Origin of the sequence: Kaistella sp. (assembly GCF_049588135.1) — a bacterium.
GTDB lineage: Bacteria > Bacteroidota > Bacteroidia > Flavobacteriales > Weeksellaceae > Kaistella.
Genome location: NZ_JBAVFG010000124.1, coordinates 1 through 23482 on the forward strand (window position 1 = coordinate 1; position 23482 = coordinate 23482).

A 23482-nucleotide genomic window follows, 5' to 3' on the forward strand; every position below is an offset into this window, starting at 1 on the left:
CAGAAAAACCAAAAACAACAAACAACTGTTAATCAATTAATTAAACCAACTTAAACAAGTTCTATAAATTTCCATTTTCATGAATACATTTATTGAATACGCAATTATCCGTTAATATAATTGAAAAAAAAATGACAAAAAAGCATAAGAATCAACTTATATTTACATCATGTGCAACAAAAAACAATTTCTCTTGTTTCTACTTTTAGAGATTTTTCATTAATACAGGTGAATTTTGGTTTTTGAGAGAAAACTAAACAATAAAAGAAGTTTTGTAATGCTCCAAATATAGAAAGCAAGGCGGTTGCAAAAGAAAAAATTAGCACCCAATTAACTGCACCCCATTTATCTTAATCAAGAAAACAATCTCCTAAAAATTTTTAAAATATTAATTCTAAAACACTAAAATTCTCTTTCATTTTCTGAAAGAGAATTTTAGTGTGAACTACTTTTTTGAATTTCTATTTAAAAATTTTATCCAAAAAAACGTTCATGTCTTCCCAGGATTTCTCGTCGGCTTCTTTATTATAAGCAATTTTCAAATTAAACTTCTCGCCAAGTGCGGTAGATGCAGGATTGGTAAATGAATGAAGAGCGTTTGGATAATCGATGAATTGATAATCTATTTTGGCTGAATCCATTTGTTTTTTGAAAGCTGCAATTTCTTTGGCTGGAACAAAAGTGTCGGCTGCACCATTACAAACTAAAATTTTAACATCATTGTTTTTGGGTTTGATTCCGGTCATTAAATTTCCATGAAATGAAACCACTCCTTTTAATTCATCTTCCTGTCGTGCCATATTTAGGGCTTGTGCGCCACCAAAACAATATCCAATAACTGCAATTTTATCATAATTTGCATTAGGAAATTTCAGAAGTTGCGCTTTTGCTTTGTCAAATTTTAATTTTGCATCAATGGGAATTTTATAGAATTCAGCAGATAATTTTGCGGCTTCTTCTGGATTATCAACCGTTTTTCCATCGCCATAGTAATCCACAGCCATTGCGAAATAACCTAATTCAGCAAGTTGTTTTGCTCTATCTTTTACATAATCTGTTAAACCCCACCATTCCGGCAGAACCATAACAACAGACCTCACCTCGTTTGCGCTACCTAAATAAGCGACAAACGATTGATAATTTTTACCATCAATATCATAAGTTATTTCTTCTGTAGTCATTTTCCCTGAAGTAGATTTCACAGAATTTAAACCATTTCTTACCTCGCTTTTTTTCTCCTGACAAGAAAAAATGAAAAGAAAAGAAAATATTGCTACTGATATTTTGAGTGTTTTCATTAGTACCGATTTTGAGTAATTAAATCTATTTTTAAAGGTAAGAATTAAAAAGCACAGAAAAAAAATGCAACGATGAGGTTGCATTTTTTTGATATTTATAAGTTTCTTTTAATGAATATGTTTTTCTGCATGGTAAGAACTTCTGACCAAAGGCGAACTTTCTACATGACGGAAACCTAAACTTCTGGCAAAGTCACCAAATTCATTGAATTCTTCGGGAGTGACAAATTTCTTCACCGGTAAATGTTTTTTGGTCGGCTGTAAATATTGTCCGATAGTAATCACATCAACATTGGCATTTCGTAGGTCTTCGATGGTTTGGAAAACCTCATCTTTTTCTTCGCCTAGACCAAGCATTAAACCGGTTTTTGTTCTTTTTTGTCCGGCTTCTTTTAAATAAGATAAAACCTCTAAGCTTCTTTCATATTTAGCCTGAATTCGTACTTCTCTCGTTAATCTTTTAACGGTTTCCATATTGTGAGAAATCACTTCAGGAGACACTTCAATTAACCGATCGATATGTTTGGTAATTCCCTGAAAGTCAGGAATCAAAGTTTCCATGGTTGTCCCCGGCGAAATACGACGCACTGCATTCACGGTTTCTGCCCAGAGAATTGAGCCCATATCCTTTAAATCGTCGCGATCTACAGATGTTAAAACGGCGTGTTTAATCTTCATTAATTTAATTGAACGCGCTACTTTTTCTGGCTCATCCCAATTCACTTCTAAAGGCTTCCCGGTTTTCACGCCACAAAAACCACAACTTCGGGTACATATATTTCCTAGAATCATAAAAGTCGCCGTTCCTTCGCCCCAACATTCGCCCATATTTGGGCAGCTTCCACTTTGGCAAATGGTGTTGAGTTTATATTTATCCACCAAGGTTCGAAGTTCGCGGTAATTTTTTCCTGTCGGAAGTTTTACACGAATCCATTTTGGTTTTTGTATCGTTGTATCGGTAAGTGTTTCGTTCATTTTTAAAGATAAAAAGCAAATTTACAAATTTCTATTTCTTTATCAGTCAATTTTAAGAAACATCCAGGTCAAACGCATTAAAATTTAATTATTCTTCCACCACCAAAAAAACGCTTTACATTAATTCACTTTCCATTTTAAGTTTATGTATATTTATTTTTAATCATCATGCAAATTTTTAACATAAAGGTTCGCAAAGACTTTACAATTAAAATTATAACCGAATTATTCCGTTATTTTATGTTTTTTCATTAACCATAAGAATCATCTTCTCTAATCCTGTAATTTTTATACACTTGTAATTTGTATTTTGTTGAGGTAAACTTGATTTGAATTTAAAGATGTCCAAATCACCAACAGATTATTCGGTTTAAAAACCTTATTTTTGCAAAAATTTAGTCCGAAGATTCGAGATTAAATTGAACCTTAAAAATATCCGAAATGGAACTCATACACAGAAACTTACTCATAGGAATTCACGACGCATTGCAAGAGACTTTTTTCGAAGACCGAAAATATGCCGATAAAGTGATCGAACGACTTTTGAAATCGCATAAACAATGGGGCAGCGAAGACCGAAAAGTAGTAGCTCAAATTTTTTACGACATCATTCGTTGGAAAAAACGCCTCGAATATTATATGGGCGAAGGCGTAAAACCAAACAATATTTACAAAATGATTTTGGCATATTGTCTTTGGACCAAAACGCATTATAAAAAATTTGAAGAATTCGATGGCGTTAAAAACGCTGATATTCTTATTAAATTAAAGAAACATACTGTTCCTACCAAAGCAATTGAATATTCAATTCCGGATTGGTTGGCAGAAACTTTAGAAAAAGAACTCGGTAAAAGCTGGGAAAGAGAAATGGTAGCATTGAATGAACAAGCACCTACTATTCTTCGGGTGAACACGTTGAAAACAACTGCCAAAGAATTGGTTTCTGATTTGAAAGATGAAAATGTAGAAAGTTTCCAGATTTCAAATTATCCAGATGCTGTGCAATTAGAACAAAAGAAAAATGTATTCTTGACCACTGCTTTTAAAGATGGTTTGTTCGAGGTTCAAGATGCTTCTTCTCAAAAAATAGGTCCACTTCTCGACGTAAAAGAAGGAATGAGAGTGGTAGATGTTTGCGCTGGTGCTGGTGGAAAAACCTTGCACTTAGCTGCTTTAATGAAAAATAAAGGTCAGATTATCGCCCTCGATATTTACGAATGGAAATTAGCCGAACTGAAACGTCGTGCCAAAAGAGCCGGCGCTCATAATATCGAAACCAGATATATTGACGACAATAAAGTCATCAAAAGACTGCATGAAAAAGCAGACCGATTGTTGATTGACGCACCTTGTTCGGGTTTGGGAGTTTTGAAAAGAAACCCGGATTCTAAATGGAAAATCGATCAGGAATTTATCGACAGAATCAAAAAAGAACAAGAGAAAATTCTACAGGACTATTCGAAAATCTTGAAAAAAGGCGGTAAAATGATTTATGCGACCTGTTCTATCTTACCAAGTGAAAACAATGAACAAGTCGCAAAGTTCCTGAAAAACAACGAAGGTTACACTTTACTAAAAGAAGAAAAAGTAATGCCAAGCGAAGGCTTCGACGGATTCTACATGGCGTTGATCGAAAGAAAAGCATAACGCATTTTTCATAAAAAAAATAAAAGCCATTTCGATTTGAAATGGCTTTTCTGTTTTCTGAGGTGTAAAATTTAGTTTTTAATAAACTTAGAATTCACAACTCCATTTTCTGTGTAAAGTTTGATGAGATACATTCCTTTGGTTAACTGAGAAACCGATACTTTTTTATCTTTTCCATTCGTTGTTTTCAACAGTTTTCCAGTCATATCAAAGATTTCAATTTTAGAAATATTTTGTTGGGTTTCGATGTTTAAAATATCTGAAGTTGGGTTGGGATAAAGCGTGGTGACGAAAGTTTTTGTTTCGCCAGTTGCTAAAATTCCAGACTGAGTTACAGCGATGGTTTTTGGGGAAACGTTTCCATCTCCGGAAACCAAAATATTAGCGGTTCTGTTTGCGCCTGTGTTATTGGTTTCGGCCGTTAATGTAATCAATGCATCTCCATTGTCGGAAATCGAAGTTGTGTTCAAACCTTTCTGTGCCAATTTCTCATAACTTAAATTCAACCAATTTTGGTCGCTTGTTGCTGTCCAGTTGACGTTGTTTACTAAATTAAAAGAAAATGTATTTGCATTCTCGAGGTTGTTAGGGATTGCTACATTTGATAATTGCATATAATTACTTTCAGGGGTAAGATATTTTGTATCTAAATTTCCGAAAGTTGCCACATAAAACTTTGGATTTAAAGTATTAGTAATAGGATAATTTAAAAAATGATTTTCATAAGTAATTCCACTTATATTAAACTGATCATTTGCAATTACATCTATGTTTCTTGAATTATATGAAATTCCGCCACCATATTCTGCTCCGTTATCTACTGCACTGAAATATTTCAGGTTTCCATTATTATCGAATTTAGAAATCACTTTATTTCCAGAGTTTTCATCGAAATTATATTCAACATTATCGACTGAGATTTTATTTTTAAAATTAAAATATCCATAAAAATTCTTGTTTTCGTCCAAATTTATATTTGTATAAAATCCTGTGGGCGCATTTTGTGAAGTTGAAATGATTTTTTGCCATATTACATTTCCGGTAAGATTAATTTTCGCAATTAAACCTTGATATGATGATGAAGAGTAAACAGCAGGAAAATTTACACCATCCATACCCAAATAATTAGGGTCAGAAACAGAGCTTTTGATTAAGTTCCCCATTACAATAAAATTTGTTCCGTCAAAAACTGCATCATTTATCCAACTGTAGGAATCTACTGTAAGATTGGTATAAAAATTCTTACCCCAAATTACGTTACCTGAAGTATCCATTTTAAGCATTAAACTATTTAAACCATTAGAATTTGATGGGATAGAAACATTATCATATGAAAAACTCTGATTGGGACTTTCCGCTGGCTCCGTAAAAACATATAAAACATTCTGACTATCAAAAACTGGTATAAATTGATAACTTAAATAATTAAATGTTTTTGCGTAAATAATATTTCCTGTGTTACCATTTAACTTTATTATAAAAGTATTGCCTAGAGAAATGCCATCAATAATTGAACCTGAGTTGCCTCCTGTTCCAAAAACATAAACATCATTATTATTGTCAATTGAAACTGAAGCAGAAGCAATATTGGTAATCTTTTTTATCCAAATTTTGTTACCATCTTTGTCAAGTTTGAAGAAAATTCTTTGCACACTGTTTGGTTCACTGTCGTAGGTAATATTATCAGTATTTCCAAAAGCATCAGTAAGAGTTGATGCAGAACCTGTGGTACTGGTTACAATAATATTATCATTTGCATCAACCGCAGCAATACTTCGTTTTGCATCAAAATTCCAAACGTTTGAAGTTTCATTTTTAAATTTTGCAGTCCACTTAGGAATTCCGTCCTGTCCTATTCTTGAAACAAATCTTGCATTAAAATCTATAACTTGTTGTCCATAATAACTTCCACCTCCCGTATTTGAAACGGTAAGAAAAATTTCGTTTTTCGAGGAATTCAAATGTTTTATAAAAGAATTATTAAAGTATCCGAAAGTATTTGTTGGCTGGAATATTCTCGTATTCGGTGGAACCGTTTGCGAAAAAACCAAAGTGGAGAAGCCAAAAAGAAATAGAAAGAATAAACTTTTTTTCATATTAAATAAATTTTCCCAAAGATAAAATTATATTTCTGCTAACCTAAAAATTTCAACCAAAAACTATAAATTCTACTTTTTAACTTAAATTTTTCCTATTCAAAAAATAATTACAGTAAAATATTCTTTAAATTAAAATATTTATTTCGTTTTATAAACTTTTAATATAAGTTTGCATCAGAATTTTAATTAAAAGTTACAAAACGATAAATATAAAAATTATGTGTGGAATTGTATGCTTGTTTGACGCCAAACAAAAAACCGAAATCCTAAGACCTAAAGTTTTAGAAATGTCGAAAAAAATTCGCCACCGCGGACCAGATTGGAGTGGAATTTTCCAAAATGAAAAGGTTATTTTTTCTCACGAAAGATTGGCTATAGTGGATCCAACTTCCGGGAAACAACCTTTATTTTCAAAAGATAAAAAAATCGTTTTGGCAGTGAATGGCGAAATTTATAACCATAGAGAATTGCGAAAAGAATTCCCAGAATATGACTTTCAAACCGAATCTGATTGCGAAGTCATCATTCCATTATTTCAAAAATATGGGAAAGATTTCGTCGATAAATTAAATGGGATTTTTGCCTTTGCAATTTACGACATCGAAAACGATATTTATTTCGTAGCACGCGATCACATGGGAATTTGTCCGTTGTATCAAGGCTGGGACAAAAACGGAAATTATTACGTCGCTTCCGAATTAAAAGCGTTGGAAGGCGTTTGCAAAACCATCGAGAATTTTCTACCAGGACATTTTTTATTCAGTCTTGATGGTTACGAAATGCAGCAATGGTACAAAAGAGATTGGGAAGATTTCGAAAATGTAAAAGACAATTCCACTGATATTGCGGCACTCAGAAAGGCGCTGGAAGAAGCTGTTCATCGACAATTGATGAGCGATGTTCCTTATGGCGTTTTACTTTCCGGAGGTTTGGACTCTTCGATTATTTCTGCGGTAACAGCGAAATATTCTCGAAACAGAATCGAAAGTGGCGATACCCAAGAAGCTTGGTATCCGCGGTTGCACAGTTTTGCGGTTGGTTTAGAAGGAAGTCCAGATTTGGTTGCTGCCCAAAAAGCGGCGGATCATATTGGTTCTATTCACCACGAAGTTCATTTCACGGTTCAGGAAGGTCTCGATGCGGTTCGCGATGTGATTTATCATTTAGAAACCTACGATGTTACCACGATTCGGGCTTCTACTCCAATGTATTTATTGGCGAGAGTGATTAAATCAATGGGCATTAAAATGGTGCTTTCTGGCGAAGGAAGCGACGAACTTTTCGGTGGTTATCTTTATTTTCACAAAGCACCCAACGCCAAAGAATTCCACGAAGAAAATGTTCGGAAACTGAGCAAACTTCATCTTTACGACTGCTTACGTGCCAACAAATCATTAATGAGTTGGGGAATCGAAGGACGCGTTCCGTTTTTAGATAAAGAATTTATGGATGTTGCGATGCGCCTCAATCCGAAAGATAAAATGGTAACTGCTCACGAACCGAAAATTGAAAAATGGCTTCTGAGAAAAGCTTTCGAAGATTTATTACCCAAAGAAATTACATGGCGCCAAAAAGAACAATTCTCTGATGGCGTTGGATACTCCTGGATTGATTCTTTAAAAGAAGTCGCAGAACAAGAAGTGACTGATGAAATGATGACCAATGCGAAATTCCGATTCCCTTTGAATACGCCACAAAATAAAGAAGAATACCGATACCGAACTATTTTCGAGGAACATTTCCCAAGTGAAACTGCGGCTGCAACGGTTCCTTCTGTTCCTTCTGTTGCTTGTTCTACGCCGATTGCTTTGGAATGGGACGAAGCTTTCAAAAACGCCAACGATCCGAGCGGAAGAGCGGTACTTTCGGTTCACGAAGATTCTTATTAAAGAGACAAAGAAAAAACGCAGGGACAAGTCGCGACTTGTCCAAATATTAAACAAAATTAAATTCTGCGATTAACGTCGTGGAATTTTTTTTTAAAAGATTTTATCAATCACCACTTTATAAAATTTAGTTTATTCGTGGCAATTTCTTTGCTTTGATTTGCGCTAAATTTGCAATATGCCAATATCCGAAGTTAATTCTATTAAAAAATACTTGCCCTTAATTTTGGCGACTGCCATTTTTATGCAAATGTTGGATTCTACGATTCTTAACACTTCACTACCTTCCATTGCAAAAGATTTACAAGAATCGCCACTCAATATGCAGAATGCAATTATCAGTTATGTTTTAACCTTGGCTTTGTTCATGCCGGTTAGTGGATTTCTGGCGGATAAATTTGGTACTCGGCGAGTCTTTATCAGTTCTTTGATTGTTTTTAGTTTGGGTTCACTGCTTTGCGCACTTTCTCAAAACCTCGATCATTTGGTTATTTCGCGCGTAATTCAAGGTTTGGGCGGAAGTTTGATGACTCCTGTCGGTCGGTTGGCCTTAATTAAAACATTTCAAAAAAGCGAGTTGGTGAAAGCCATGAATTACGCCATTATTCCAGCATTAATTGGTCCCATTCTAGGTCCATTAGTTGGAGGCTATATGGTTGATTATCTTTCATGGCACTGGATTTTTTTAATTAATATCCCAATTGGGCTTTTAGGAATTATACTCAGTTTCAAATACATGCCAGACTATAAATCCAAAAAAATCACTTTCGATTTAAAAGGTTTTCTGATTTTCGCTTCCGCTTCTCTCCTGCTCTCTATTTCTCTTGAATTATTTGGAACCGTACAAAACACAACGCCCATTTTACTTATTTTCACTTTAGGCTTTTTGATGATTTACTATTATTACATTCACGCCAAGAAAATGGAAAATCCTATTTTTCCATTGAATTTATTTCAGGTAAGAACATTTCGAGTAGGAATTTTAGGAAACTTAGCAACACGATTAGGAATCAGCTCTATTCCACTTCTGTTACCTTTAATGATTCAAATTGCATATGGACAAACCGCTGTAATCTCTGGGTGGATTATTGCACCAATGGCATTAACTGCAATGTTTGGAAAATCTTCTGTTATTAGAATTCTCAATAAATTTGGCTATCGAAGAACCTTAATGACCAATACTTTTATCATCGGATTCTTGATCGTTTGTTTAGGAATACCTGGAATTAATTCTTCAATTTATTGGTATATTCCAATTATTGCGATTCTCGGTTTTTTCAACTCGATTCAGTTCACTTCCATGAATACCATTGCAATTGCAGATTTACGAGATGCTCATACGAGCAGTGGAAATTCCCTCTTAGCAGTTAATCAACAACTTGCTATAGGATTCGGCATTGCGATTGGCTTAATTACTTTAAAATTATTCGAGAACAATACCTCTATAACCTCAGGAAAAATACATCTTGCATTTCGATATACCTTCTTCTTAGTGGGTATTCTAACGATATTTACAGGATTCATTTTCAGACGACTTCACTCTACTGACGGTGATAATATGAAATCACATCTATAATAGGTATTGAGAAGTTTCAGATTGAAAAATTCTCTAATTTTTTAACTTATCATATATCAATGCATTTTGCTCTTTTTCGGTTGTAAATTTGTATCAATAAAAAAAAAAGATAAAATGGCAACTAAAAAAGTAGAAATCGTAGTACAGCCAAGACCTGCACATTTTGTAGGAGATGGTTTCAGAGTGCATAATTTCATTCCAAGTGGTCCTCGTTTAGATATGAAAAGAATGGATCCATTCATTATGTTGGATTATAATTCCAAATTTAATTTCGGACCAACTTCTACTCCAAGAGGAGTTGGCGTTCATCCACATCGTGGTTTCGAAACCGTAACTATTGCTTACCAAGGAAAAGTAGAACATCACGATTCTGCAGGCGGCGGCGGAGTTATTGGTGAAGGCGATGTACAATGGATGACCGCAGCTTCGGGAGTTTTGCACAAAGAATTTCACGAAACCAATTGGGCAAAAGAAGGCGGAATTTTTCAAATGGTTCAATTATGGGTAAACCTTCCGGCGAAAGATAAAATGAGCAAACCACAATATCAAGCCATCGCAAATTCAGATATGGCAAATGTTGATTTGGGTGAAAACGGCTTTATTGAACTCATTGCAGGGAATTACCAAGATCAAAAAGGACCGGCAACAACTTTCAGTCCTGTACATTTAATGAATGCCAAACTAAAATCTGGTGGAAAAGCAGAATTTGACTTTCCTGCAAATTTCAACACCGGTGCTTTGGTCATCGAAGGAAATATTGTGGTCAATGGTGAAGAAAAAGTTCCCACTGATAACTTCGTTTTATTTGAAAACCAAGGCGAAACATTCACAATCGAAGCAACCGAAGATTCCGTTATTTTGATTTTAAGTGGCGAACCTATAAACGAACCCATTTTCCCACACGGACCTTTCGTAATGAATACCCGCGAAGAAATCATTCAAGCTTTTGATGATTACAACAATGGCAAATTTGGCTATTTGGAATAATTAAAGTTTTGTTAAAATAACAGTTAATAGTTTTAGCTGTTATTTTTCTTTTAATTTTAATGGATGAAACAATAATTCTAGATTATTAAATTTAAAATTGAGCCTTTAAAAATAATTAAATCATTCATTCTTAAAGAGTAATAAAATGAAAATATCACTCATCGGCGCTACAGGTTTTGTAGGAAACGCTATTCTCAACGAGCTTTTAGAAAGAAATTATCAGGTAAATGCAATTGCAAGAAAAGCTAATAAACTGACCATTGAAAATGAAAATCTTCAAAAAACAAATATTGATATCTTCAACCAAAAAGATTTATCCGATGCCATAAAAGGCAGCGATGCCGTTATTAGTGCCTACAATCCAGGCTGGACTAACCCCAACATTCATGACGAATATTTGAGAGGCGCAATTGCTATTCAGAAAGCAGTTGAAAATTCCGGTGTCAAAAAACTTATCGTGATTGGCGGCGCTGGAACTTTGAAAATCGACGGCAATTATATTGTTGACGGACCAGATTTCCCAAAACAGTTTTATGCCGGAGCAAGTGCCGTAAAAAAATATTTCGCAGAGCATCTAAGTAAAAATAAAACCCTCGACTGGGAATTCTTCAGTCCAGCCATCGAAATGAGCAGTGCAAGTAATACTCAAACAAAAACCGGAAAATACCGTCTCGGAACAGAATCTCCTGTTTTTGATGCAGAAGGTCGCTCAAGACATTCTGTAAAAGATTCAGCAATTGCCATCGTTGACGAACTTGAAAATAAAAAATTCAACCATCAAATTTTCACCGCAGCTTATTAATGAAAACATTTTCAAAGCTGACCATAAAGCATTAATTTTATAAGATAAATCTCAAAAACCATGTCAAATATTGGATTAATTGTCGAAGAAAAAGCCGCCAACATTGGCAATTTTTTAGTGGGAAGATTGCTTCCTTTTCGCGAAAAACGCGCTGTTGGACCTTTCGTATTTATCGATCACATGGGACCAACAGCTTTGAAAAATTACGAAAACCTCGATGTGCCACCACATCCGCATATCGGACTTTCTACGCTGACTTATCTTTTAGAAGGTTCCATTCAGCACAAAGATAATCTGGGCAATGATATCGAAATAAAACCCGGCGCAGTAAATTGGATGACCGCCGGAAAAGGCGTGGTACATTCCGAAAGGACACCAAAATATTTGCGAACCACCGAAAAACATCTCCACGGATTTCAAATTTGGGTCGGGCTGCCAAAGAATCTAGAAAACGGAGCTCCAACTTTTGAACACACGGAAGCCGATGAAATCCCAGTTTGGAATGATGGCGATCTTCAATATAAATTAATCGCTGGTGAACTTTTCGGGCATAAATCGCCAGTTCCCGTTCATTCCAAATTATTTTTCATTGAAATTAAAAGCAAAACTGCTCAGAAACTATCAATTGGAAAAGAACTTTTCGGCGAAGTGGGAATGTATGTTTTAGATGGAACGGTAAACATCGAAGGAAATATTTTCGGTGGAAAACAATTGTTGATTGCAAAAAACGCCACTTTATGCGAATTTGAAATCAGTGAAAACACCACCATTTTTCTCTTCGGTGGAGAACCTTTTGATGAAGAACGTTTTATTTTTTGGAATTTCGTAAATTCGAATAAAGAAATAATCGAACAGGCTAAACAGAATTGGTTTGATCAAAATGAAGAAGCGTTCCCAAAAATTCCGGGCGATAATGAAGAATATGTTCCGCTTCCGAAAGCAATTCTGAATGGAAAATTATCAAAATAACAATTTAAAAATATCACCATGGTAGTTACCGTAAAAGCCAGTTTAGGACAGAAAAAGTATTACACCGAAGTTATCGCGGGCGAAAACAAATTAATCACCGATGAACCCGTGAGTTCTGGTGGAGAAAACAAGGGTTTTAATCCTTTTGAGATTATGGCAACTTCATTGGCGAGTTGTACAGCGGCAACTTTGAGAACGTTCATCGCGCGAAAAAACTGGGAAGTTGAATTCATAAATGTGGAAGTTCATCTAGAGAATTTCCCCCAAACAAAAACAGCTGTTTTCGAAAGAAACATTAGCTACGAAGGCGCAAACTTAGATGCAGAGCAGCTTGCACAGTTACACAACATTGCAGAATTGTGCCCTATACACAAATTACTACACGGAACGATAGAAATCAACACAAAATTCAAAGAATAATGATAGAAATTAAACAAATCAAAACTCAAAAGGTGTTTTTGAAGAAATATCTATTTACCATAATAGGAAACAGTCAATCATTTGACTGTTTTTTTATTTCATAATACTTACTCCATTTAAATATAGAATTCACAAAAATCAACACTTTAAGTTAAAACAGATAACCGTTTTAGACAAAATAAATAATGACTATGGATTTTAATTCTTAACTTTAATACATTATAAAATAATTTAATTATGGAAGAAAAGAAAAAACTCACGAGACAAACCGGAGCACCCGTTCCTGACAATCAGAATGTGCAAACCGCAGGGCCAAGAGGTCCATTATTGATGCAGGATTTTTGGTTTTTAGAAAAGATGGCTAACTTCGATAGAGAAGTCATTCCCGAAAGAAGAATGCACGCAAAAGGTTCTGGAGCATTCGGGACTTTCACCGTAACCCACGACATTTCCCAATATACCAAAGCCGATATTTTCAATGAAATCGGCAAAAAAACAGAAATGTTTGCACGATTTTCTACTGTTGCGGGAGAACGTGGCGCTGCCGACGCAGAAAGAGATATCCGCGGTTTTGCCTTAAAGTTTTACACCGATGAAGGGATTTGGGATTTGGTGGGAAATAATACGCCAGTCTTCTTTTTCCGCGACCCAATGAAATTTCCTGATTTGAATCATGCTGTAAAACGCGATCCAAAAACGAATATGCGAAGCGCCAACAGCAATTGGGACTTCTGGACTTTGCTTCCTGAATCTTTGCATCAAGTAACGATCGTGATGAGCGACCGCGGATTACCAAACGGTTACCGACACATGCATGGTTTTGGAAGTCATACTTATAGTTTCATTAATAAAGACAATGTTCGTAATTGGGTAAAATTCCATTTCAGAACGCAACAGGGAATCGATAATTTAACCGATGAGGAAGCTTCGAAATTAATCGGCATGGATCGTGAATCTTCTCAACGCGATTTATTTGACAATATCGAAAAAGGCAATTTCCCGAAATGGACCCTCTTTGTACAAATCATGACAGAAGAAGAAGCAAAAACTTACCGTTTTCATCCATTTGACTTAACGAAAGTCTGGTCTAAAAAAGATTTTCCTTTAATTGAAGTCGGTGAATTTGAATTGAACAAAAATGCAGAAAATTATTTTGCAGATGTAGAACAAGCCGCTTTTAATCCAACGAATATTGTTCCCGGAATCGGTTTCTCCCCAGACAAAATGTTGCAGGGAAGATTATTTTCTTATGGTGATGCACAACGTTACCGATTAGGCGTTAATCATTATCAAATTCCAGTCAATAAACCGAGATGTCCGTATCACGCTTATCATCGCGATGGTCAAATGCGTGTTGATGGAAATTACGGTGGGACGAAACATTATGAACCGAACAGCTATGGTGAATGGCAGGAACAGCCATCTGCAAAAGAGCCACCTTTGGAATTATCCGGTGATGCTTATGCGCATAATTTCCGTGATGACGATCAGGATTATTTCACCCAACCCGGAGATCTATTTCGCATTATCAAAGCCGATGGAAAATCAGATGTTTTATTTAAAAACACAGCAGCGAATGTTGGCGGAGCTGAAAAATTCGTCCAAATCAGACACATCAGAAATTGCTACAAGGCCGATCCTGAATATGGACAGGGCGTTGCAAATGCTTTAGGATTGTCGATGGATGAAGTCAACAGTTTCGACATGAGTCCATACGATCAGTGGGCTCCCTGAAAAACGAAATAGGATTAAATGAAATAAGATTATTGCAAAGTGGAAATGTTTTTATAACACTTTCCACTTTTTGTTTGTAAATTTATTTTCAAAAATAAAAGCATGACCAAAGGCAGATTAGAAGCTTTCAGTGATGGTGTTCTCGCCATTATCATCACCATCATGGTATTAGGATTACAAATACCGCACGGTGATACTTTCGCCGATTTGAAACCTCTGCTTTTCAAATTTCTTTCTTATATCTTCAGTTTTATTTATGTTGGAATTTACTGGAATAACCACCATCATTTATTTCAAGCGGTTAATCATGTGAATGGTAAAGTTCTTTGGGCCAATCTTCATTTGCTGTTTTGGCTTTCCATATTGCCTTTCGCCACTGCCTGGATGGGAGAAAATAATTTTACGAAAAACCCCGTTGCCCTATATGGATTCATATTGCTAATGTGTGCGCTTGCATTTAATATTCTGCAAAAAATCTGTCTCGATCTGGAAGGTAAAGATTCCGCTATTGCCCATGCGCTGAAATCTACATTAAAAGAAAAACTTTCGGCAGGGATTTATATTTCAGGAATTGTACTTTCTTTTTTTTATCCATTGATTTCCGTTATTTTTTATTATACAGTGGCATTATTATGGATTATACCTGATGTAAGAATTGAAAAAACTTTAAAATAAAATAAGATGATATCACAACATTACGATATGGTCAATATCGAACAAAACGACAAAACTTTCGACCTTTTCTACGATGCAGAAAAAGCTGGCTTTATGGAATACAACGTAAAAGAAAACATTTTGGAAATCATCCACACCGAAGTATTCAAAGAATTTGGCGGGAAAGGTTTGGGTCAAGAGCTGGTAAAAGCTGCGGTGGAATTTGCAAGAAAAAATGATTATAAAATCGTTGCTTCATGTCCGTACGCTAAGAAAATTATTGATGCAACGCCCGAGTTTAAAGATTTATTGGCGAAGTGATTTTTCACTATTTAATCATTGTTTGTCTTTTATCGAAGCGTTTTAAACAAAAATAATCTTTTTTTTCACCATTAAGATCATGAAGCAATTAAGAAGCATAAAGAAATATCTAAAGATATTATTTATCTGAACGGGAATTTGCGGAATTATAAAACATAAAGCTTTTCATTCATCCTTGATGAATCTTAGCTTTTCCTTAAACGCTTCATTACCTGAATCTTTAAATTTGCAAAGACTGCAATCTTATGATAAAGACTTCGACAGACTCAGTCTGACAAATAAAACGTTTGTATGAACGATGTCACCCTGAGCTTGTCGAAGAATTTTGGATTAAATTTTTAGAATTTCAATTTCAAGGACTTTGACAAAATCAAACTGACAACGGTTAAATCAAAAACCTTTTGGTGAAAAACTGAAAGGTCTTTTTATGTCCAAATTTAGGAACAGCGAAAATCTGAGCCCCGAATTGCCGGATTACTTTTTGTTTTATTTGGATCGGCGAACCATAATGTGGTTTGAACGGAGTTCTTTTTCGCAAAACGAAGTGGCGCAAAAAAAGCGGGAGTGGAAGGTGGATAAAGGCGCCCAAATCATAACAAAAAACTATATTTGTGGAAATTTTTAAAACAAATTCTATGAATCCGATTGTGTTGCTGTTGATTATCATTGCTTATTTTGCACTCCTACTTTGGGTCGCTTACCGCACCGGAAAAGGCAGTAACAACGAAAGTTTTTTTATCGGAAACCGCAAAAGCAACTGGATGCTCGTTGCGTTTGGGATGATTGGAACCTCGCTTTCGGGTGTGACTTTTGTTTCTGTTCCGGGTGCTGTTGGCGCGGATAAATTTCATTATTTGCAGATCACAATTGGATATTTAATTGGCTACATCGTTATCGCATACGTTCTTCTCCCACTTTATTACCGACTAAAACTGACCTCGATTTACGGTTATCTGCAACAGAGAATGGGGCAACTTTCTTATAAATCCGGAGCCTGGATTTTCATCGTTTCCCGTTTGGTGGGCGCAACTGCACGACTGTATTTAGTGGTGAATATTTTGCAAATGACAATTCTGGATAGTTTAGGCGTTCCGTTTATTGTGACGACTTTGATTATTTTGATTATGATTATCCTTTACACCTACGAAGGCGGCGTTAAAACCATCGTTTGGACGGATACTTTACAGACGACGTGTATGCTTTTGGGACTGATTATTTGCTCGGTTTATATGATGAATCACCTTGGCTTAAATTTTACGGAAAGTATTTCGCAAATGAACAAACTAGGTTATACCGAGGTTTTCAATACCGATATGAACAGCAAAGCTTTCTTTTTTAAACAGGTTTTAGCGGGTGCTTTTATCACGATTACGATGACGGGAATTGATCAGGAAATGATGCAGAAATCCTTGTCAGTCACCAGATTGAAAGACTCGCAAAAAAACATGGTCGTTCTTGGAATTATTTTAGTGGGTGTGATTTCTTTATTTTTATTCATGGGCGGACTTCTGCATTTGTACGGAAATACGGAACATGTCGTAAGTTCAGGAGATCAGTTATTCCCGGATATTGCTTTGAATCACATGCCGCCGTTTATTTCGATCATCTTTATTATTGCTTTAATTTCTGCGCTCTTCCCAAGTGCAGATGGCGCAATGACGGCTTTAACATCTTCTTTATGTATTGATGTTTTTGGACTGAGAGAAAAACCGATTTCCCAAAAAGAGCAGGAAAAATTCAGAAAGAGAGTTCACTTGATTGTGGCGTTTGCGTTTTTGGTGATGGTGATTATTTTTAAATTGATCAATGATAATTCGATGATTGGTTTGATTCTAAAAATGGCCGGATTCACTTATGGACCACTTCTAGGATTATTTGCTTTTGGAATTTTCACCAAGTTTAAAGTCATCGACAAATGGGTTCCTTATGTTTGTATTGCCGCTCCGGTTATTTCATTTTTGATTGACAAATACCAGGAAAGCTTTTTCGGCGATTTCAAAATCGGTCTGGAGCTTTTGATCATTAATGGATTGATTACGTTTATGGGATTGTGGTTGATTCGGAAGAAATAGAGATCTTACAATGTAAATAATAAAAAACATACATTTCTTTTGCTATATTTGTTTTAAATACCAAATAAAATGATGGATTTAAAAATAAAATTACAGCAATTGTATGAAAGAGTAGATTCTTTAAAGGATCAAATTAATACAGAAGAAGCAACAAAAAACGCTTTCGTTTTACCATTTATTCAGATTTTAGGCTACGATATCTTTAACCCAACTGAAGTTATTCCAGAATTTATTTGTGATATTGGAACAAAGAAAGGAGAAAAAGTGGACTATGTCATTAAGAATAATAATCAACCAATTCTAATTATTGAGTGCAAACATTGGAAAGAAAATGCAGATGCCCACAACTCACAACTTCATCGGTATTATCATGTTGCCAAAGCAAGATTCGGCGTTTTAACGAACGGACATATTTATAATTTTTATACAGATTTAGAGCAGCCAAATATTATGGATGAAAAGCCATTTTTCACTTTAAATCTAAATGACATAAAGGATTCTTCAGTTAAAATTCTAGGAAAATTTACCAAAACTGATTATAATTTAGAAAGCATTCTTGATTCTGCAGAAGCTTTAAAATACATTAAAGCAATAAGAAAAGAATTCGAAAAGGAAGTTGCAGAAGCATCAGATGAATTTGTGAAATTATTAGTTAATAAGTTTTTTGACAAGCCTTTGACCGCCTCCAGAATGGTTACCTTTAGAGAATACACTAAAAAAGCAGTCAGTAATTCGATAAATGATTCTATCAGTTTACGGTTAAAATCAGCTTTAAATATTAATGAAAATATTACAAAAGATAAAATCCCTGCAATAGAGAATCCAATAGACTTAAACAATGAAATTCCTAAATATATAACCACCGACGAAGAACTTGAAGGTTTTCAAATTGTAAAAGCCATTTTAAGAGAAAAAATCGCTGCCGAAAGAATTGCATTCAGAGATACACAATCCTATTTTGGGATTCTATTAGATGATAATAACCGAAAACCGTTAGCGAGATTACATTTTAATTCTTCAAATAAATACATTGAATTATTTCACAATGGGAAAGACTTGGGAGAAAAAATCCTTTTAAATTCTCTTGATGGAATTTATAATTACCGGGAACAACTGCATACCACTTTTGAAAATTACTAAAATATCATCCGGGACAAAAACCCGGATTTTTCATTTCCCAAACCCATCAAAAATTCGTAAATTCGCCTGCAAATAAATCTATATAATGAGTAAATCGATTGAAGAGCTGAAATCTCTGACAACACAAATTAGAAGAGACATTTTGAGAATGGTTCACGCTGTAAATTCAGGCCACCCGGGCGGAAGTTTGGGCTGTACAGAATACTTTACCGCACTTTACGGGAAAGTAATGAACTACAAATTTCCTTTCACCATGGAAGGAAAAAACGAAGATCTTTTCTTCCTTTCCAACGGACACATTTCACCTGTGTTCTACTCTACTTTAGCGAGATTCGATTTTTTCCCGGTTGCAGAATTGGGAACTTTCAGAAAACTGGGAACAAGATTGCAAGGTCACCCAACTACGCATGACGGACTTCCCGGAATTCGTGTTGCTTCAGGTTCTTTGGGGCAAGGTCTTTCAGTGGCAATCGGTGCTGCTTTAGGAAAGAAATTAGACGGTGATGACAGTTTAGTATACGTTTTACAGGGCGATGGCGAATTGCAGGAAGGGCAAAACTGGGAAGCATTCATGTATGCAGCCGCTAAAAAAGTAGACAACATTATCGCAACTATCGATTACAACGGAAGACAAATCGATGGCGATACCGATGATGTTTTAGATTTAGGAAATTTACACGCAAAAATGGAAGCTTTTGGCTGGACTGTTTTGAACGAAAAAAACGGTAACGATTTAGAAGCAGTCATTGCAATTCTAGAAAGAGCAAAAGCCGAGACCGGTAAAGGAAAACCAGTTTGTATTCTATTGCATACCGAAATGGGACATGGCGTAGATTTTATGATGGGAACACATGCATGGCACGGCAAAGCGCCTAGTAACGAGCAACTGGATACCGCTTTCAAACAACTGTATTTAGAAGCTCCGGCTGATTATTAATTTTATTTGGGCAGACAATTCCGTCCTCCACTCCCGCTTTTTTTATTGCTGTCTTCGGCTACGCTCAGACCTCAATAAAAAAGAGCTCCGTTCAGGCCGGGCTGCGGATGAGTTATCATTAGAAAATTCCTTTATTTAAATTAGAGAAATTCGAGAAATCAAAAAAAGCAAAACATGAAATACACCTATACAGAACAAAAAGATACAAGAAGCGGATTCGGTGCCGGACTGGCAGAATTGGCAGATAAAAATCCAAACGTTGTTGCACTTTGCGCAGACTTGATTGGTTCTTTGAAAATGGAGAAATTCATTGAAAAAGCACCAGAACGTTTTTTCCAGATCGGGATTGCAGAAGCCAATATGATGGGCATCGCAGCCGGTTTAACCATCAATGGGAAAATTCCTTTTACCGGAACTTTTGCCAACTTTTCAACTTCCAGAGTTTATGACCAGATTCGTCAGTCGATTGCCTATTCCAACAAAAACGTAAAAATTTGTGCTTCTCACGCAGGGTTAACTTTGGGTGAAGACGGCGCAACACACCAAGTTTTGGAAGACATCGGAATGATGAAAATGCTTCCGGGAATGACGGTAATCAACACTTGCGATTACAACCAAACCAAAGCGGCAACTTTAGCCATCGCTGATTTCGAAGGACCCGTTTATTTAAGATTCGGACGACCAGTTGTTCCGGTTTTTATTCCGGAAGATATGCCGTTTGAAATCGGAAAAGGAATCATGCTTCAGGAAGGAACAGACGTAACCATCGTAGCTACCGGACATTTGGTTTGGGAATCTTTATTGGCTGCAGATGAATTAGAGAAAGAAGGAATCTCTTGCGAAGTGATTAACATTCACACCATCAAACCTTTGGATGAAGAAATTATTTTAAAGTCTGTTGAAAAAACAGGCAGAATCGTCACTGCGGAAGAACACAATTACATCGGAGGTTTAGGCGAATCCGTTGCCGGAATGTTGTCTAGAAAAAGACCAACCATTCAGGAATTCGTAGCGGTAAACGATACTTTCGGAGAATCTGCAACCCCAGCAGAATTAATGAAAAAATACGGAATTGATTCTGACGCTGTTCAAGCTGCAGTAAAGAGAATTCTGAAAAGATAATTTCTTTTTGAAATGAAATTTTAAACACGCTTTCGGGCGTGTTTTTTTATTGTTTATATTTGATAATTATTTTATAAATGAACGACGCTCTAAACCGGAACTAATAACTTAATAATAAACGATCTGAAACGTTTTCGTTTTCCAAAGTTTGTCCTTCTAATTGAAATCTTCTTAACATTGATCTACCACAATTTATATAAAGTTCATTTTCAAAAAGACCATTCTCAATTGGTAAGTCGCAAAGTAGATTTCCAGATTTTTTATGTCCATCAATACTAAGCGCAACACGAACACCTTTGGATTTTGCTTTATCAATTTCTAGTAACAGATCTTCTAATCGAAAATCTTGAGCTCCGTAAAGTATTGTTTGGCTATGAGAATATGGTGGATCACAATAAATTAAATCTCCATATTTAGCTTGAGAAAATGCTTCTCTATAATCACAATGTTCAAAATCAACTTTTCTTAAACGATTTTTCCATTCATTCACACGTTTCGAAAAACTTTCAACAGAAATAGGATCATGAGCACCACAAGGTGTAGACATATAACCATCAGCTTTACGGAAACGAATTATTCCTCCATAACAAGAACGAGTTAAAAAAAGGAAATCTGCACTATTATGCTCTGCATCAAAGCACAAAAGTTAGCTTTTGTTGTTCAACTAAATTTTCATACTGTTTTGTTAAACTTTCATAATCTAAAAATTTTACTCTTTGATGAATTTCTTTAAAGGATGAATATTTAATCTTATTTTCGTATTCTACTTTTCTTACTTTATCTGCAACAATAATCATTCTAACAAAAAAATCTTGTAAATCATTGAATTTAAGAAGAGAGTTTTGAATATCAGTGGAATGTTCAACTTCAAAAAAAGAATGTGGCATTTGGCGGTCATTGAACCATAGTACATCAATAGTTGAGCTTCTGTTAATCAATTTTGGATAAGTGAAATTTGGTATTGCATCTAAAGTTCTTAGTTCAGATAATGTTTTATTTAAGAATTTTTTATTTTTATCTTGATTAGGAATGAATGTTTCCATTTTTCTCATATTACCGTATTGTAAGAGAATACCTTGATAGTAACTATGATTAAATTCTATTATTTCCTTGCTATTTTTATTATTTGCGGTCTCTACAAGTATCCCGTTATTTTCATTTTGTAATTTCATTTTTAAAAGCCCATAAAGCCCAGGTCTAATTTTGTATATTTCTGGTCTTTGTTGTACTAATCTTCTAATACTAGCGAATGGCGTTTTAGTTTGCCATACACAATCTTTTATTTTTAAAACTTCTTGGTTCAATTGTCCTAATGTTGCAATACCTCCCAAATTTTCAATTGTTTGTATTACTGCTTCATGTTGTTTCATATTAATATTATATCATAAATGTTTACAATTTTCACATCTAAATCTTTTAAAATCCGAAGTCTATGATTTCCATCTAAAACAAGATTGTTTTCAACTACTAAAGGCGGCATAGTCACTATCGAAAGTGTTTTAAAATATTTTTCTTTTTTAGAACTTCTAAGGTTTGAATTTAGATCATTCTCAATTAAACAATTTATATTACTATTTTTTAAGATAGCTTTGCATCCATCAAAATATTCTAAAATAAATTCTTCATCTACTTCGTCACTGGAGTTCCGAACGATATAATCAGTTATCTCATCATTGTTTTTTAAAATTGGTTTTAACATTTCTAATAATCTTAAAATCAAATATAAGTTTTTCAAAATTATGATTAATTACTGAACTTGCACTTATTCTTAAAATTCTAATATAAATGCTAATTGAAGCTAACTCAAAAGGATATGATTGTAATTACGATCCAAAAGAATTATCAGCTTTTACTCATAATAATTTCCCTATTCGTAGTTTATCCCGAAGAGTTGATGGATCATTTCCAAATGTTATAAATCCAATAGCTTTATGGGAAATCAAAGAATACTATTATACAACTACATTTGGAAGCCGAGTTGCTGATGGAGTTTATGAAACTCAACTTGATGGTTATGAACTACAAGAAGTTAGAGAACATTTAGGAAGAAAAATTCATCATTGTTTAATGATTGACGATCACAACACTTGGTGGGGAATGGGAAAATCTTATTTATGCAGAATCTGTGATATGTTGCACATGGGACTTGTAACAGAAGTTGTTTTTGGAAAAGAAGTTGTTACTCGTGTTCCAATACTTGTGAGGGAATGGACAAAACAATTTGACGAAGAGTACAAATAGTGGCAGCATCTAACAGCAATTTTGCGAGATTACGAAACGTTTGCAAAATTCACGTTTTCGTTTCATAAGAAATTTTATCTAAACGGCTACGCAGTTAGCAACCTCGAAAATCCCAAACCATTAAACACAATATCACCACCGCAACCCATGAAAATGTACATTATCTTAAAAGACAATATTCCAGACCAATTAGTTCTGGTAATATGTGCACACGCTTCATTAGCTTGCTACAAAAAATTTGAAAACAACGAGGATATGATAAAATGGATGAATGGAATATTTAAAAAAGTAGTTTGTATGGTTGATGAAATTGATTTTGACAAGTATAAAAACGAAGCTGATTCTGACGCTGTTCAAGCTGCAGTAAAGAGAATTCTGAAAAGATAATTTCTTTTTGAAATGAAATTTTAAACACGCTTTCGGGCGTGTTTTTTTGTTTTAATATTAAAAAAAATGGTTATATTTATCTAAAATTCATTTATAAAACTTGCGTATTTTGCATTATTAAAGATGAAATAATTTTAAAAACTAATTTGTAACTTACGTTAAATCAACTACTATTGAAAATGCGCATTGCGTGTATTTGAGAGTTATACAACAGC

The 23482-nt window shown here is 34.9% G+C and carries 22 protein-coding genes; 16 read left to right on the top strand and 6 right to left on the bottom strand.

Annotated elements, in window-relative coordinates; genetic code table 11:
• Positions 1 to 461: 461 nt before the first annotated feature.
• Positions 462 to 1298 carry a dienelactone hydrolase family protein gene (locus WBY99_RS07015; protein WP_423975618.1) on the bottom strand — a complete coding sequence of 279 codons (837 nt, stop codon included), beginning with the start codon at positions 1296 to 1298 and terminating at the stop codon, positions 462 to 464.
• Positions 1299 to 1406: 108 nt separating this feature from the next.
• Entirely contained in the window at positions 1407 to 2273 is an 867-nt protein-coding gene (gene lipA, locus WBY99_RS07020; RefSeq protein WP_423975619.1) for a lipoyl synthase, read from the bottom strand.
• A gap of 441 nt (positions 2274 to 2714) precedes the next feature.
• On the opposite strand from lipA, the gene WBY99_RS07025 reads away from it, so the two are divergent.
• Complete coding sequence (locus tag WBY99_RS07025; protein ID WP_423975620.1) at positions 2715 to 3920, top strand: RsmB/NOP family class I SAM-dependent RNA methyltransferase; 1206 nt, start codon at positions 2715 to 2717, stop codon at positions 3918 to 3920.
• 71 nt (positions 3921 to 3991) lie between these two features.
• On the opposite strand, the gene WBY99_RS07030 is transcribed toward WBY99_RS07025, so the two are convergent.
• Positions 3992 to 6016 carry a T9SS type A sorting domain-containing protein gene (locus WBY99_RS07030; RefSeq protein WP_423975621.1) on the bottom strand — a complete coding sequence of 675 codons (2025 nt, stop codon included), beginning with the start codon at positions 6014 to 6016 and terminating at the stop codon, positions 3992 to 3994.
• Between the two features lie 221 nt (positions 6017 to 6237).
• On the opposite strand from WBY99_RS07030, the gene asnB reads away from it, so the two are divergent.
• The 13 genes from asnB (at position 6238) to WBY99_RS07095 (ending at position 20639) form a co-directional block, all read left to right on the top strand.
• Positions 6238 to 7908, top strand: coding sequence for an asparagine synthase B (asnB, locus tag WBY99_RS07035; RefSeq protein ID WP_423975622.1), 1671 nt, complete (start codon positions 6238 to 6240; stop codon positions 7906 to 7908).
• Positions 7909 to 8083: 175 nt separating this feature from the next.
• Positions 8084 to 9481, top strand: coding sequence for an MFS transporter (locus tag WBY99_RS07040; RefSeq protein WP_423975623.1), 1398 nt, complete (start codon positions 8084 to 8086; stop codon positions 9479 to 9481).
• A gap of 114 nt (positions 9482 to 9595) precedes the next feature.
• A complete protein-coding gene (locus WBY99_RS07045) occupies positions 9596 to 10468 on the top strand; it encodes a pirin family protein (protein ID WP_423975624.1) in 873 nt (290 codons plus the stop codon).
• A 145-nt stretch (positions 10469 to 10613) separates the two neighbouring features.
• Positions 10614 to 11270 carry an NAD(P)-dependent oxidoreductase gene (locus WBY99_RS07050; RefSeq protein ID WP_423975625.1) on the top strand — a complete coding sequence of 219 codons (657 nt, stop codon included), beginning with the start codon at positions 10614 to 10616 and terminating at the stop codon, positions 11268 to 11270.
• A gap of 60 nt (positions 11271 to 11330) precedes the next feature.
• The gene (locus tag WBY99_RS07055; RefSeq protein ID WP_423975626.1) at positions 11331 to 12239 is read left to right on the top strand and encodes a pirin family protein; all 909 of its coding nucleotides are present in this window, start codon (positions 11331 to 11333) and stop codon (positions 12237 to 12239) included.
• Positions 12240 to 12257: 18 nt separating this feature from the next.
• Positions 12258 to 12659, top strand: coding sequence for an OsmC family protein (locus tag WBY99_RS07060; RefSeq protein WP_423975627.1), 402 nt, complete (start codon positions 12258 to 12260; stop codon positions 12657 to 12659).
• A gap of 237 nt (positions 12660 to 12896) precedes the next feature.
• Positions 12897 to 14393: a catalase gene (locus WBY99_RS07065; protein WP_423975628.1), complete on the top strand. Its 1497-nt coding sequence runs from the start codon at positions 12897 to 12899 to the stop codon at positions 14391 to 14393.
• A gap of 102 nt (positions 14394 to 14495) precedes the next feature.
• Positions 14496 to 15068 carry a TMEM175 family protein gene (locus tag WBY99_RS07070; RefSeq protein ID WP_423975629.1) on the top strand — a complete coding sequence of 191 codons (573 nt, stop codon included), beginning with the start codon at positions 14496 to 14498 and terminating at the stop codon, positions 15066 to 15068.
• A 6-nt stretch (positions 15069 to 15074) separates the two neighbouring features.
• The gene (locus tag WBY99_RS07075; protein WP_423975630.1) at positions 15075 to 15368 is read left to right on the top strand and encodes a GNAT family N-acetyltransferase; all 294 of its coding nucleotides are present in this window, start codon (positions 15075 to 15077) and stop codon (positions 15366 to 15368) included.
• A gap of 635 nt (positions 15369 to 16003) precedes the next feature.
• The gene (locus WBY99_RS07080) at positions 16004 to 17440 is read left to right on the top strand and encodes a sodium:solute symporter (protein WP_423975631.1); all 1437 of its coding nucleotides are present in this window, start codon (positions 16004 to 16006) and stop codon (positions 17438 to 17440) included.
• A 72-nt stretch (positions 17441 to 17512) separates the two neighbouring features.
• Entirely contained in the window at positions 17513 to 18580 is a 1068-nt protein-coding gene (locus WBY99_RS07085) for a type I restriction endonuclease (protein WP_423975639.1), read from the top strand.
• 85 nt (positions 18581 to 18665) lie between these two features.
• Positions 18666 to 19517, top strand: coding sequence for a transketolase (locus WBY99_RS07090; RefSeq protein ID WP_423975632.1), 852 nt, complete (start codon positions 18666 to 18668; stop codon positions 19515 to 19517).
• 174 nt (positions 19518 to 19691) lie between these two features.
• On the top strand, positions 19692 to 20639 hold the full coding sequence (locus WBY99_RS07095; RefSeq protein WP_423975633.1) for a transketolase family protein: 948 nt from the start codon (positions 19692 to 19694) through the stop codon (positions 20637 to 20639).
• Between the two features lie 100 nt (positions 20640 to 20739).
• Here the strand turns inward: WBY99_RS07095 and WBY99_RS07100 are convergent, their stop codons facing one another.
• From WBY99_RS07100 to WBY99_RS07110, 3 genes are read right to left on the bottom strand one after another with little or no spacing between them, the layout of a single operon-like run.
• The gene (locus WBY99_RS07100) at positions 20740 to 21282 is read right to left on the bottom strand and encodes a DNA adenine methylase (protein ID WP_423975634.1); all 543 of its coding nucleotides are present in this window, start codon (positions 21280 to 21282) and stop codon (positions 20740 to 20742) included.
• Entirely contained in the window at positions 21272 to 22009 is a 738-nt protein-coding gene (locus WBY99_RS07105; protein WP_423975635.1) for a hypothetical protein, read from the bottom strand. The genes WBY99_RS07100 and WBY99_RS07105 overlap by 11 nt, the downstream gene beginning before the upstream one ends.
• Positions 22006 to 22359 carry a hypothetical protein gene (locus WBY99_RS07110; RefSeq protein WP_423975636.1) on the bottom strand — a complete coding sequence of 118 codons (354 nt, stop codon included), beginning with the start codon at positions 22357 to 22359 and terminating at the stop codon, positions 22006 to 22008. The genes WBY99_RS07105 and WBY99_RS07110 overlap by 4 nt, the downstream gene beginning before the upstream one ends.
• A gap of 65 nt (positions 22360 to 22424) precedes the next feature.
• Between WBY99_RS07110 and WBY99_RS07115 the strand changes: the two genes are divergently transcribed.
• On the top strand, positions 22425 to 22880 hold the full coding sequence (locus tag WBY99_RS07115; RefSeq protein ID WP_423975637.1) for a DUF7687 domain-containing protein: 456 nt from the start codon (positions 22425 to 22427) through the stop codon (positions 22878 to 22880).
• Positions 22881 to 23033: 153 nt separating this feature from the next.
• Positions 23034 to 23267 (top strand): peptidyl-tRNA hydrolase, encoded by a 234-nt coding sequence (locus WBY99_RS07120; protein WP_423975638.1) that lies wholly within the window; start codon positions 23034 to 23036, stop codon positions 23265 to 23267.
• The last annotated feature ends 215 nt before the right edge of the window (positions 23268 to 23482 follow it).